We start from the raw sequence: 14,069 nt of genomic DNA on the forward strand, positions 1-14,069 counted from the left end.
AATCCCTAAAGTTGAGTTCCATTTGCGGGTGACTTTGCGGTTCTTCAATTATCCCATTCCCGTTTTACTCGTAACCCTTGGTTTTCTTGCGGTTCCTTTTCTCAATGTTTATATTACGGCATCCTTATATGATTTGGATTTTGACCATTTCAATATGATTCTTTCCCGAATCCAGCCGTTACAATATGTACTCTCTGGTCTTAGTGCGATCATCGCCTATGGACTCTTTGCCAAAAAAAAATTTGGTTATTATCTTTTCCTTTGTTTTGCTTTTCTCATCCTAACTTACAATGTCTGGATGGTTTTTTCCGTAACACTTGGAAAAAAAATCTTTCTTGCCGGTATCCGCATTCACACAGCCGACATTATTTGGAATATGGTCACTACTACCATATTGTTAGGAACAATATTTTATTTTTTACGTCGAGAGATCGCAGCACCATATTTAAGCGGAATGCGACGCGGTTGGAGAACCAAGTACAGAGAAACACATCCTGTTCCCTTCCATTGGACCAATTCAGACGGTGAACGCGAAGGCGATGGACAAACCATCAATATCTCTCGGAATGGAATTCTAATCCCCATCCCAAAACATCACTTTCTTAGTGTAGGTGACCCGATCAATCTCCTCTTAAAATTAGAAAAAGAAAATAGAGAACCCATTTCTATCTCTGTCCAAGCAAAGATTGTACGAATCGACAAAGAAAACGACGGTGGCGAAATCGCAGGCGTACAACTTTTCTTTCCCATCCACCAAAAGGAAGAAAAACAAATTTATGAAGCTTTTTTAGTCAGAGTATTTGCGCCTAGGTACCCAGTTTCTAATCCAGTGAACTTCTTTGGAAAAGACAACAAAGTTTGCCAAGGTACATTACTTAATGTTTCAATGGAAGGTTTGTATATCGAAACTGATTCCGTATTAAATCAAAACGAAGTTTGTCATGTAAAAATCCAAACCCGGTCTGGTGAAATTTCCGTGGGAGGTGTGGTTCGCTGGTCAAACCCACAAGGTAAATATGGAAAACCCAGCGGATTTGGTATTCAGATCGATTCAATCGAAAACAAAAACTTATTTCGCATTTGGATTTGGAAACAACGTTTTAAACTATTCCACGGAAGGTAAATCTTCCCAAAACAAAGATTCCGCAAGTGTAACATCCCCTGGACTTGTGACTTTGACATTGTGGTAATCGGTTTCCACAATCCCAACTCTTTTTTTGTCCATCCATGTACAAAGATCAGTGGGGTGTTTTTTTATATCAGAATCCAATCCTTCCGCTAACAATTCCTGAATCATAAACCCTGCAATGGACTGAGGAGTTTTTACTGAATACACTTCGTCTCTTTTTAAAGGTTCGTCTGTGTAATTTGTATGGATTCGAACCCGAACCAAACTTTCAGTTGATTTAGCAACAAGACTTGCGGCACCAAAAATTTTGGTTTGTTCCACTAATTGATAAAGTTCGTTTTGTTTGAAGTTAGGTCTTGCAACGTCATGGATGAAAAAAATATCTTTTGTATCATAGGGAATGGAGCTAATTCCACATAACGTAGACAGATGACGACTCTCTCCGCCAGGTACAATCCGATCATTCCCTTCCAATAAATCATCCAACTCTTTTTCCGTTTCCAAAATCCAATCAGGATGAGAAACTACTGTAATTGATTTGATAAGTCCAAACTTTCGAAATCGTTTGACCGAATGCCGAAGAAGTGACTCACCCCTTATTTTTAAAAACTGTTTGGGGATATCCATCCCCATTCGTGTGCCTGTCCCACCGGCAAGTAGGACAACGTACAAATTGTTCATTCGATCATTCTACAACAAGGATTTCATTGCGAAAGATTTCCATTACTGGTTCTTTTTTTCGAATCAGCTTAGTTTCTCCGTTTGTGCGCAGTAAAACCTCTGCCGTTTCAGGAAAACTATTGTAGTTCTTTGTCGACATTCCAGCACAATATGCACCTACAGCTTCCATCACAACGTAGTCACCCACTTCAGCTTCTCCCATAAGTCTTGTGATGGGTTCTCCGCCTTCTTTTTGCGTAAAAACATCTCCCGACTCACAACAGTGACCAACTACCACATATTCTTCGTTCGATTTAGGAACTCCCCCATCTTTTTTAACAGTGACAAGAGGGTGTCTTGCACCATATAACGATGGTCTGGTGTTCGAATCCATTCCCGCATCTAATTTCAGAAAACGAAACCCTTTCGGACCTGTATCCACTAGATCGTCGACGGTTGTGAGAAGTGACCCGCAAAGTGCTACGAGGTAAGTGCCCGGTTCAATTTCTAAAATGAGTTTTCTTCCGTGTTTTACTGCAAATTCTTCAAATTGTGGTTTAACAGGAGCACCAATCTTTTGCAAGTCGGTTGATTTTTCATCTTCCATCCTTCCCACTTTGTATCCACCACCAAGACTCACGACGGTCACCGTTGGGAAGGCTTCCGCATATTCCAAAGTATACTTGGCCACAGCCTTCCAAACTTCCGGATCACTTCCCGAACCAATATGAGTGTGGACTTTTTCCACAACAATTTTGTATTTTTCTACAATGGCTTTGACTTCTGAGAGTTTTTCATGCCAAATTCCGAAGGATGATGTAACTCCTCCTACATCCGTTTTTTTGGTATGACCCGAACCTAGGCCCGGATTGAAACGAATGGATACCGATTTTCCAGGAAAGGCCTTTCCGAAGGCTTCGAGTTGGCGAAGGGAACAAGCGTTGAACTTCACTCCTTTTCCAATCAGTTCTTCAAAAGCTTTCGGAAACTCTTGGGAGGTGAGCATTATGGATTCAGGTTTGAATCCAAAGTGGAGGGCTCGAACGACTTCATGTTCCGAAGAAGCATCAATGAGGATACCTTTCTTTTTCATAATTTGAAGGATATTGGAATTGGGATTTGCCTTCATGGCATAACGGACTTGTAAGCCAAAAGCATTGGGAAATGCCAAAGCTTCGTCACATTTTTGTTCAATTTCTTTCTCGGAATAGACAAAGAGTGGCGTGCCGAATTCTTTTGCTAAAGACCGAACTTGGTCTTCTTTCAAAAACTTTAGTTTTTCGATTGATGTCATAGGATTTAAGATAAACCTTTTCAATAGGTTCCATTCCATAAAGTCAAAAAAGTAGAAAATGGCAGGAAAGATTACACATATTGAAGCACTGTCCCAAGTGAAAAAACATTTGGAACATGGAAACGCAACCCAACGTAGAATGGCTGCCTTACTCTCGCGTCCCGATGTTGCCTCTTATGCCAACCTGGGAGCAGTAGCTCCTGATATATTCTACTTCTATCATGTGTTACAGCCGAAACTGACCAAAAAAGCCGCTTTCTTTGGTGACCTTGCGCACCACCACAGGGTTGCTGAACTGGTCTTAAGTTTTCTAGACCAAGTTTATGACACGGAGATGGGTCTTTACCGAGATCGTTTTCTTGCGTTTACTTTGGGTTATATTTGCCACTGCGTAGTAGACATCCAAACCCATCCTTATATTTTTTATATCTCTGGGGATTACTATAACAACGATAAGAAGATTTCTTACCAAGCACAGGTAAACCACATGAAAGTAGAGTTTGGGTTAGATACCCTTCTTCTCAACCATCGTTGGGGAATGAGTGCAAGAGAATACGACTTCCCACAATACATTGATATCCGCCACAGAACCGTAGGAATTAAAAACAAAATGGACCCTGTCCTTTGGAATTTTTGGTTACAGTCTCTCAAAGAAACCTTTCCTACAGAATTTGCATCGTCTTACCTTGGTTCCGAAAAAAAAATCATTCCCGGCGACATCTTAAATGAATCTTATCTTGGTTTTTACCGATTTACCTCCACTTTGGATTCGAGAAGTGCTTTTATGCGCGGGCTTGTGAGTGTAGTGGATACACTTACCTTTCATAAATACAATGCTAGCGTACTCATGCTTCCCACAATTGATGCTATCAATCCCAAGATCATGAATGAGGAAAAGAGGGAATGGTTTTATCCCGCCGATCCTAAACGGAAGTTCAATGACTCCTTTATTGATCTATTGAACCAAGCAAGCCAGGCATGCAAAGAAATTTTAACGAGAGCCTACGAATATAGTTTTTCTCCGGAAAGCAGATCGAAAATTCTGGAATCTCTCGGTGGTTATAATTTGGATACCGGTCTCCGCTACCACGGAATCGACCATATGAAGGAATTTTCTCCACTCGTTTGATGTGGATTTAAAAGATAAGGGAAACGTATGAAACAAGAACCCGTTGGGCTCTTTGAAAAGTATTTTATCATTTGGTTTAGAACTCTCACAGAAAAGATCTGGACCGGAGACAAAAAATTAAGAAACACAAGCATTGCTATCTTTGCTTTTGGAGTATTGAATGTTTTTTTACTCACAGGTTCTGTAAAAGATTTTTTTAAACTGAAAGAAGCTGCTGTTTATGACATCCCGTCTACTTTGTATGGAATGAATGACAAAGGAGAATACGAACCTATTGCAGAATATTATAAATTTTCTAGGATTCCTGTTAAATTAGAACAGTTAAAAGCAGAACAATCCCCCTTATCGCCAGATAACAGACACAAGGTGATCCAATGTTTTTTATCCACAGAAGATAACTCTTTTTATTCACACAATGGAATTGACTTAAAAGGGATTGCTCGCGCTTTTGTAGTGAACATTATGGCAGGGCGTGTGAAAGAAGGTGCCTCCACAATTACCCAACAGGTAGCCCGTCTCAAGTTTTTATCCATTGAAAGATCCATCGCAAGAAAAGCTAGAGAAGCTTGGCTTGCCATTTTACTGGAACTAGTTTATCCCAAAGATAAAATCCTAGAAGTTTATTTAAATGAAATTCCTCTCGGACATGGAACGATTGGGGTTGGAGCTGCGTCCCGTTTTTATTTTCGTAAAGAAGTACAAGATGTAACTTGGGGTGAAGCAGCAATTCTTGCAAGTCTTACCACAAGGCCAACGCAGTTTAGTCCGATTGTGAATCCCGTTTCCAGTATGAACAAAGTGCGAATCGTATTTCGTAAGTTAGTTGAAAATGGGCGAATGTCTGTTGCCGATGCGGAAAAAGAATATGCAAGCCTAGAAGAATATTATACCAATCTAAACCGCTCTCCTAACGATTCCGCTTTTTCCGATAGATTAAATCGTTTTCCCTATGTAACCGAATACATTAGAAAAAACCTAATTCGTTCGATTGGGTCGGGGCGTTTGTATAATGGTGGCCTTAAAATTTATTCAACGATCAACATTCGCCACCAAGAAGAAGCAGAAAAAGCACTTCTGCCAGCTCTCCAAAGACAAACCATAGAATCCAACCAAAGGGCCTTTCGAAACATTGATGCCTTTGACGATTTATATGGGAGCGGGTATTCTTTAATTGCTGATTTATATGACTTGCCCGAATTTAAATTTCGTATTTCAAGAACAGAACGTACCTTTTCTTCGGCTTATCAGGAGGACCTCCGAGACGAATTCTTCGCATTAAATTTATTAACGGGAGATGATTTTCTAGGTGATTTAATTGATAAAAACTACACCTCACAAACCACCAAAGATCATCTTCTTCCTGTGGAAGGATCTCTCATTGCCATTCGTCCAGAAACTGGATACATTACCGCGTTAGTTGGCGGATCGGGATTTCGCTCAGACAACCAACAAATACGCCCTTTCCAAGCTTTTCGCCAACCAGGTTCTGCTTTTAAACCCATTTTATATGCAGCAGCAATGGACTACTCAGGACAAAACCCTGACCCAGAAAAAAACGTAACACCGGCAACTCTTTTTGCCGATTCCCCTCTCCAATATCTTATGGAAGATGGAGATGAATGGGCACCCGAAAACTATAGTAGTGAATATTCTGGTTTTATTTTACTCAGAAAAGCATTAGAACAATCCAAAAACTCAGTAGCAGTTCGTGTATTAGAACAAGTAGGCCTCTCTCACCTAATGGAAAGTTTACGAGGACTATTGCAACTCAATGGCCGAGATATCCCTTATAACTTTAGTGTCTCCCTTGGTTCCTTTGAACTCACACCTTATGAACTCACAAGAGCTTATGCGGCTCTTGCTTCCGGTGGGAAAACGGTAAATCCAATCTCTGTTTTGTATGTAGAAGACAACGCAGGGACGGTCATTAAGGATTTTCGTAAAGACTACGAAGATGTGGATCGCAAACAAATCATTTCTAAAGAAGCAGCTTTTCTCATCACATCCATGATGCGTGATGTGGTAGAAGAAGGAACGGGTCGCGGAGTTTTGTCTTATGGTCTAAACCGCAAAGCTTACGGAAAAACAGGAACCACAAATAACTTTCGGGATGCCTGGTTTGTGGGTTATACCCCGGAACTTGTGACCTCCGTATGGTTTGGGTATGATGTGGGGACAATTTCTCTCGGTCGAGGAATGACTGGCGGGAAACTAGCAGCTCCGGTTTGGGGAAGGTTTATGGCAAGAGCTCTCGATCGAGAACCGGTGATCGATTTTCCTTGGCTTGCGGATGTCAAGGTTACGAAAAAAACAGTTTGCCGTATGTCAGGAAAACTCCCTGGAAATCAATGCCACGACCTATTTGAAGAGTATTTTATCCCGCAAACCGCACCAAAAGAAATTTGTAACGACCACGGCTCCTCCTGGAACGTAGTGGAAACGAAACCTAGTGTTTCTTCCACGCCAGTAGCACGCACGGAAAAGAAAAAAACCGAAAAAGTTGAGAAACTTACCCCATCTGCCAAGCCACCAAAACGAAAAAAGTCGGTCTTTAGCGGAGATGAGGAAATTGACTACTAAAAAGGCTTGTCAAGAAGACCGAAAATTTTGATTCTCACAGAAGGGGAAAAGGAGCAGGAATGGCAATAGGTAAGGATTCCATCAATAGCGTTATCGGACCAGGGTCGATATTTGAAGGTAAGTTTTATATCGCAGGTTCACTTAGAATCGATGGAAAATTCGAAGGTGATATCAAAACTGAAGATGCACTTGTTATCGGAGAGACCGGTAAAGTAAAAACTAACATTAGCGCAAAAGAAGTCATTGTATCAGGTACCCTCATCGGAAACATCAAAGCCGAAAACGAAGTAAAACTGGAAGGTACAGGACGTATGTTAGGTGATATCACTGCTCCTTACTTAGAACTTCAAAAAGGTGTAGTTGCTAAAGGTAATATTACAATCACAGGCGGCCAGAAAAAAGACGTTCGTAAGATTGTTGAAGAATCCTTTGGTGGTATTAAATCCTTAGATACCAAGGATTAGTTAGTCTCATTTAACACATGCTACTTCGATCTCCTGAAAAGTCTACGATCGGCAAGCATGTGTTACGCTGGGGGAATGTGAATGTAATCCAAGTTTCCCCAGGTAAGTATTTTTATAATCTTCAATCACAATCTAGCGTCCTACACGGAACCATAGATCTCAATCGCAAAAGATATAGAATTCTCCCTCTCCTAACTTCTTCTTTTATCTTAGCTTTCTTTTTATCAGTGCTTGTCGACAAACAAACATACGAAGAAAGTTTAATGGAAAAAGAGTTCCTCAGTATGTCTACTGAAGTAGAAGAAAACGACGTAAAAGACAAAGAAGCAAAACTTGCCGATGCAAAATACCTTCAAGAAACAGAAGATAAAAAAATGGCCATCCTTCGCTCTGCAGATTTGGATGCACTAGCAGAAAACAAAAATAAAAAACTAAAAGTCACTCAATACAAAGTCAAAAAGAACGAAACACTCTCCGACATTGCTCGAAGGTTTAAAGTTTCTGCCGAATCCATCGCGGGAAGTTCTGGAATTAACCCAGAAGTATCCATACTTCCTGGTCAAATTTTAAATATTCCCAACAAACAAGGCTTAGTTTATAAACTAAAAAAAGGTGATACCCTCGCCAAAGTTGCGGATTATTACAAAGTAAAAATAGATGATATTTATGCAGAAAACCAACTTGAGGATTATGATTTATTCAAATCCGGACAAAAGGTATTCCTTCCGGGAGCTGTGATTCCAGAAACAGGACCTGTTTGGAGAATTCCTGTCGCCTCCAAGGTAATCACATCAGGATGGGGAACGCGCTCTTATCCTCAATATAAATTCCATATGGCTCTCGACTTACGGGCGAATTATGAATCTGTGTATGCTGCAAGAAAAGGAAAAGTGACTTATTCTGGTTGGATGGGTGGTTACGGAAATGCGATCATCTTGACCCATGATGATAACTACCAAACTTTATATGCCCACAACTCGAAACTTTATGTAAAAGAGGGTGATTATGTAAGCGCTGGTAAAGTCATTTCTCGTTCCGGTTGCACCGGCTATTGTTTTGGTCCCCACCTCCACTTTGAAGTCATCAAAGATGGAAAAAACGTAAACCCAACAAAAATCATGAAAGGTTTCTCTTATAAATAAAATCAGCAAATCAAATGAAAAAAAAATCACTAAACAAAAAACATTCAATTTTCCTAATATTGCTAATTACAAGCACGAATTTTGTTTTCTTCTGTACGCCAAAAATTGGCGAACAAATCAACAAACGAATTGTAGATCCATTTGATGAAACTAAAATTCTAAATGTTCATTTTGTAACCACTCGCAGGGAAATGACTGTTAAAGATAATTGTGACAGCGCCAGTTTTGGATTTATCACTGACATCAATCCTCATTACGGAATTTGTTTACTAAATGTCCCTTCCAAACATATCATTGGCGATATATCCTTAGACAACGCCCAGGACAAAAATCAATTTTTTCAATTCAAAGGCCGTATCAATACCGATGATAAAGAATTTTTAAACAAAATCAAAGTTTCTGCATCTGAGGAAGTTTTAGTATTTGTTCACGGATTCAATGTCAATTTCGATGAAGCGGTCATCCGTGCGGGACAAATTAAATACGATTTGAAATTCCCAGGAGAAGTGATTGTTTATTCCTGGCCGGCAGGTGCTGATGCAGGAATCTTATCGCAAGTAATGGTGAAATCCACTTACGATTTAAATTACACAGAGGCCAAAATCAACAGGGAACCGTTTGTTAAGTTTTTAACCGATATCACTGGACTTGGGAAAAAAATTCACTTAATCGTTCATAGCATGGGCCACCAAGTGGTATTGCCTTCTTTAGCATCTCTTTCCAAACAAGGAAAAACAAAATTTATTTCAGAACTAATTCTGAATGCCCCAGACTTTGATAAAAATGAATTTGAACTGATCTTAAGTGATCTAACCAAATCCTCAGAACGAATCACTCTTTATTGTTCACCAGGAGACAATGCACTCGTCGCTTCCCAAAAAGTAAACGGAGCACCGCGTGCAGGTATGTGTTTTAAGTATTCCAACGTGGACGTGATCAATGTAAACGAAGTGGATGACCCCGTCTTTGGAGTGGGCGGTCTCGGCCACGGATACTATTCCTCAAGACCCATCCTAACAGACATCTATCAAGTGTTACTTGGGGTATCCGTAGAACGTAGACTTTTTATCCGAAAATCAGGTCCGAAAAACGGGGAGAACTTTGTCCTTAGAAAATAATTTTCTGAAAGGAGAAAGAAAACGAATCCCAAAAACATTTTTTTCATTCGATAATCCTTGCCTTTTTCAGAATGGTTCTTAGAATTTTTCTAGTATATGGATTTAAAAAGAAAGGGAAGTCTTTTTTATTTTGGAGAACGAATTCTCCTAGGAACTGCGGGTATCGTAACAGAACCCCATTCCCATTATGCAGTATCCATCTTGGTTTCCCTTGGTAATTCCTTCCATCTATATACTAAATCAAATCAAATCATCGAATCACAAGGAATCATCATTCCGCCAAATTATTACCATAAACTAGACGCATCCCAATCGGAAATGGTCATCATCCAACTAGATCCTAAGTCAGAAGAATACAAACGAATTGAAATGGATTTATCGCCAAAGACAATTGATTCCACAACAAGGGAACAAATACTAAAAATCGCAGATCCATTGTTTGGTGATTCTCTAGATTGTAAATCAGCCAGAGCCTTATACAACCAAATTCTTTCCCTGCTCGGTTCTGGGAGCACTACTAAAAAGTATGATGAACGTATCGAAGTAGCCATTCAAAGAATCAAAGAAAAAATGCCAAATCCAGTATCGTTAACAGATCTGTCTGAAATTTCTGGAATCTCTACGGACCGTTTTATGCATCTTTTTAAGGACAATATGGGCATTCCTCTCAGACAGTATTTATTATGGCAAAGACTTCATATCGCCGCAAAACTATTACAAGGCGGAGAAAATCTAACGACTGCCTCCCATGCTGCCGGGTTTAGTGACCAAGCACATCTCTCTAGAACTTTTAAAAAAATGTTCGGCGTAAAACCTTCTTTATTTTTAGGAACTCAATCCTTAAACCAGGTTTGTTTTTGTGAAGATTAGAATCGAAATGAATTTATTAGAAAATTGAGGAAGAAAGCACAATCAAAAAGAAAGTAATTCTAATTTCTGCGCTTCCAATAAAAATCGGATCAAAAATAGTCATCTGGAAAAAACCAAACGACTATTTTGTAATCCTAACCTTTGCTTAAGTAACTTTAAGCATGTTTATGGGAAAAGTCTTTCCAAACACCACGTTGTTTCAGCTCTGCTTCCACTGCCGCTTTCAATTCCAATCGAAAACCTAGTTCGAAAAAAACATCCGCTACGACAAATAACGGTGCAGAAACCAAAGCTTGGAACAAGTTATCAAATAATGCAGGTCTACTTTTTTCAAAAATAAAATGCCCGTAAAACTGAGCGCCCCAACCGATCACTTGTCCAAGACCGAAGATAGTCCAAGCAGTAGATGCCGGTAACTGCGCTGTGATCCATTCCGAGGTTACATAAAGTCCTCCGAAAACAAGTGTCGCCACAAAGGCAAACAACACATCCAAAGTATAATAGTAACCAAGCACAGCCAAAGTAAAAACAAGGGATGCTGATACGTTAAAACCATTGTATTCAAATAGGCTAAAACGGCTTAGAACAACAAACAAAGTGAAGGTGATCGTAGGAACACCAAGCACGTGAATCAAGACATTGCGTTTTTCTTGATGGTAGGCGGAATAAAACGCCATTTCTTTTGCAAATCTCAAAGGAGACCTCCAGGTGTAGGCACTATACTACCAGATGTCTTGTTTTTCGACTTGAACGAATCTGTCAAAATTCTAAAAAAATTAAGAATTTCTTTCGGATTCGAGGATGAGTTTACGGATGGAAAAGTTTCGCTTAAAATCCGCAGCAAAATCCTCGATGAGAATCGGAAACCTATAGGTCCAATTGGAATGGTCAGGAGTGCCCGGTACATTGATGCGGTGGACTTCGGGATTTTCTAAAACATCCGGTATACCGAGTGCTAAATCCTGGAATAGCTGGATAGAAAAAAGACTACTGGTTTGGAATACAAATTCGAGAAGTCCCAATAAAGTTTCATCGTCCGTTTTGGGTCGTGGTTTTCCCAACCTGTCGAAAAAAAACTGAAGTTTCGATTCCATATCGCCTTCTTTTTTCCACCACTCCATCACCAAACTTGTATCATGTGTTGATAAAACCGAAATGGCATTTTCTCTGTAGAGTTCTTCAGGAATAAACTCACCCGTTGTAAAGGATCTCGTCCAACGAACAACATCAATTCCTATCATCTGACGTTCAAACAAAGAATCTCGAATAAATGCAGGAACAGAACCCAAATCTTCCGCACAGGGAATCATAGAAGAAAAGGAATCAAAGATTTCTAAAATTTTTTCCCCGGATTCCCTCCAGTGTTTTTCTTCTTCGGTTATATGAAGTTCAGACAAGGGAAATAATTTTGCTTTTGTTTCTTCTTCTAAATTTTGGTAGGAGGATTCTTTCCAAAAGTCCCAATAAAAGATATAGTGATTCGGAATGAATTCGTGAATTAACCCCAAAGCCTCAAACTGTTTTGGATCCAAACCCTCTTTGGTAAATTCTTCTTTTGCAATTCCAAACTGAGGATGGAACCAACCATGTAATGCGGTAGAGTCTCCACTGGGAATAGCCCAGATTCGATACATCCCGATCACATGGTCAATACGATAGAGATGAAAAAAATGTTCCAAATACGACAAACGATCCTTCCACCAAGAATAGTTTGTTTTTTCCAGTGCCACCCAATTGAGGACAGGGAAACCCCAAGTTTGACCTGTTTTAGAAAAATCATCCGGAGGTGCACCGGCTTGCAAATTCATAATAAAAAATTCCGGGTGTTCCCAAACATCACAAGAATTTCGGGAAGTAAGAATGGGCATATCACCTTTTAGATATACACCCACATCTTCATAATGCACTTTTACTTCAGATAACTGATCATAGGCGATCTTTTGCAAATAGACCCAAAACAAAGCATCTTCCCTACGTTTGGTAAATATATATTCTTTCGCATAGTTTGGATCTAAAAATTCTTTAGGCCATTCCCACCAATCCTTACCATTAAACTCTTCATATAACATTCGAAATGCTGCATAAGAATAACACCAAGGATGTTTTTCTAAAAAGTAAGTAGCATCAAACATGGCTTCTTTTAATTGCTTTGTATAAATCGTACGAATGATTTCTAATTTTCGATTACGGATGCGGATGGGATGATTTTTTAAAAAACGAATCTCGCGTTTACGAGATTTAAAATTTAAACCTAATTTGTATAAGGAAATATAAAGAGGATCAATCGCAAAAGCAGAAATGGCGCTGTAAGGTGAGTATCCAAAACCTGTATCATTTAAAGGTAATAATTGAATGATACTAAAACCAACATCCCTTGCCCAATCGCAAAGTGGATATAAACTATAAATGTCTCCGCATTCAAAAGAATGTTCAGAAACAATAGAGGGCAGCGATACCAGTACCCCTGCCCTTCTTTTTTTTACATTTTGAAAAGATCCCAAGTCTTTTAGGCGACTGTGATTTCTTTCGATAGATAAACGTCTTGGATGGCGTTGAGTAATGCAACCCCTTCCTTCATAGGTTTTTGGAAAGCCTTTCTTCCAGAAATGAGACCCATTCCGCCAGCACGTTTGTTGATCACGGCAGTTTTGATCGCATCTTGTAAGTCGTTTTCGCCAGAAGCTCCACCAGAGTTGATGAGTCCCGCTCTTCCCATATAACAATTTGCTACTTGGTAACGAGTGAGGTCAATTGGGTGGTCAGAAGTAAGATCAGTATAGATACGTTTGTCTGTTTTACCATAAGAAGACTCTTGGTTTAACACATTGTATCCTCCATTATTCTCAGGTAACTTTTGTTTGATGATATCCGCTTGGATAGTCACACCTAAGTGGTTTGCTTGTCCAGTTAAGTCAGCAGAAACATGGTAGTCTTTATCTTTTTTAAAAGCATTGTTTCTAACATAACACCAAAGGATGGTTGCCATTCCAAGTTCATGTGCCATCTGGAACACTTTAGAAATTTCTACAATTTCACGACCAGAATCAGCAGAACCAAAATAAATGGTAGCACCAATCGCAACACAACCTTGGTCGTATGCTTGTTTCACAGTAGCGAAAAGGATTTGTTCACTTTTGTTTGGGTAGGTCAGGAGTTCGTTGTGGTTGATTTTCAAAATGAAAGGAATTTTGTGAGCATACTTTCTTGCAACCGATCCAAGAACACCAAGAGTTGTCGCAACACCGTTACAACCACCTTCGATAGCCAATTTGATGATGTTTTCCCCATCAAAATAAATAGGGTTTTTTGCAAAACTTGCACCAGCAGAGTGTTCAATTCCTTGGTCTACCGGCAGAATAGAAACATATCCAGTTCCACCAAGACGGCCGCTTCCGAGTAAGGTTTGGATGCTACGAAGAACAGGTACAGACCTGTCAGTGGGAGCAAAAATTCTATCAACCCAGTCAGAGCCAGGTACGTGGATTAGTTCTTTAGCGATTTTTGGCGATTTGAATCCCAGTAAGGATTCCGCGTCGTTTCCAAGATGTTTCGAGATTTCGTCGAAGTTCAAAGTTGTTCTCCTAAAAAATAAATTCTCGGGTTCATCCAATGTGACAACATCTTTTTTTGCTCGTCGCCTTTCCGCTGGGTCCTAACTTGAATTGAGAGGCAAAATTGAGAGG

Annotated in this window: 12 protein-coding genes; 7 read left to right on the top strand and 5 right to left on the bottom strand. The window is 39.7% G+C overall.

Features of this window, described 5'->3' with window-relative positions:
* Positions 1-28: 28 nt before the first annotated feature.
* Positions 29-1,123, top strand: a complete 1,095-nt coding sequence (locus tag ND811_RS07395; RefSeq protein WP_265351436.1) for a PilZ domain-containing protein — start codon at positions 29-31, stop codon at positions 1,121-1,123.
* Here ND811_RS07395 and ND811_RS07400 read toward each other — a convergent pair.
* Both ND811_RS07400 and ND811_RS07405 read right to left on the bottom strand, forming a co-directional pair.
* Positions 1,106-1,810 (bottom strand): IspD/TarI family cytidylyltransferase, encoded by a 705-nt coding sequence (locus ND811_RS07400; protein ID WP_265351437.1) that lies wholly within the window; start codon positions 1,808-1,810, stop codon positions 1,106-1,108. The two genes, ND811_RS07395 and ND811_RS07400, sit on opposite strands and share 18 nt — an antisense overlap.
* Positions 1,811-1,814: 4 nt before the next feature.
* A complete protein-coding gene (locus ND811_RS07405) occupies positions 1,815-3,083 on the bottom strand; it encodes a diaminopimelate decarboxylase (protein ID WP_265351438.1) in 1,269 nt (422 codons plus the stop codon).
* Positions 3,084-3,141: 58 nt separating this feature from the next.
* On the opposite strand from ND811_RS07405, the gene ND811_RS07410 reads away from it, so the two are divergent.
* From ND811_RS07410 to ND811_RS07435, 6 genes are all read left to right on the top strand, one after another.
* Positions 3,142-4,212, top strand: a complete 1,071-nt coding sequence (locus ND811_RS07410) for a zinc dependent phospholipase C family protein (RefSeq protein ID WP_265351439.1) — start codon at positions 3,142-3,144, stop codon at positions 4,210-4,212.
* Positions 4,213-4,239: 27 nt separating this feature from the next.
* On the top strand, positions 4,240-6,792 hold the full coding sequence (locus tag ND811_RS07415; protein ID WP_265351440.1) for a penicillin-binding protein 1A: 2,553 nt from the start codon (positions 4,240-4,242) through the stop codon (positions 6,790-6,792).
* Positions 6,793-6,851: 59 nt separating this feature from the next.
* Positions 6,852-7,256: a bactofilin family protein gene (locus ND811_RS07420; protein WP_015682465.1), complete on the top strand. Its 405-nt coding sequence runs from the start codon at positions 6,852-6,854 to the stop codon at positions 7,254-7,256.
* Between the two features lie 17 nt (positions 7,257-7,273).
* Positions 7,274-8,398, top strand: a complete 1,125-nt coding sequence (locus ND811_RS07425) for a M23 family metallopeptidase (RefSeq protein WP_265351441.1) — start codon at positions 7,274-7,276, stop codon at positions 8,396-8,398.
* Between the two features lie 14 nt (positions 8,399-8,412).
* A complete protein-coding gene (locus tag ND811_RS07430) occupies positions 8,413-9,516 on the top strand; it encodes an alpha/beta hydrolase (protein WP_265351442.1) in 1,104 nt (367 codons plus the stop codon).
* Between the two features lie 96 nt (positions 9,517-9,612).
* The gene (locus tag ND811_RS07435; RefSeq protein ID WP_265351443.1) at positions 9,613-10,386 is read left to right on the top strand and encodes a helix-turn-helix transcriptional regulator; all 774 of its coding nucleotides are present in this window, start codon (positions 9,613-9,615) and stop codon (positions 10,384-10,386) included.
* A gap of 155 nt (positions 10,387-10,541) precedes the next feature.
* On the opposite strand, the gene ND811_RS07440 is transcribed toward ND811_RS07435, so the two are convergent.
* From ND811_RS07440 to ND811_RS07450, 3 genes are all read right to left on the bottom strand, one after another.
* A complete protein-coding gene (locus ND811_RS07440; RefSeq protein WP_265351444.1) occupies positions 10,542-11,081 on the bottom strand; it encodes an Mpo1 family 2-hydroxy fatty acid dioxygenase in 540 nt (179 codons plus the stop codon).
* An 81-nt stretch (positions 11,082-11,162) separates the two neighbouring features.
* Positions 11,163-12,887, bottom strand: coding sequence for a 4-alpha-glucanotransferase (locus tag ND811_RS07445; RefSeq protein WP_265351445.1), 1,725 nt, complete (start codon positions 12,885-12,887; stop codon positions 11,163-11,165).
* A gap of 5 nt (positions 12,888-12,892) precedes the next feature.
* Positions 12,893-13,957 (bottom strand): class I fructose-bisphosphate aldolase, encoded by a 1,065-nt coding sequence (locus ND811_RS07450; RefSeq protein ID WP_265351446.1) that lies wholly within the window; start codon positions 13,955-13,957, stop codon positions 12,893-12,895.
* Positions 13,958-14,069: the final 112 nt, after the last annotated feature.

It is taken from the genome of Leptospira soteropolitanensis (genome assembly GCF_026151655.1).
Lineage (GTDB): Bacteria > Spirochaetota > Leptospiria > Leptospirales > Leptospiraceae > Leptospira_A > Leptospira_A soteropolitanensis.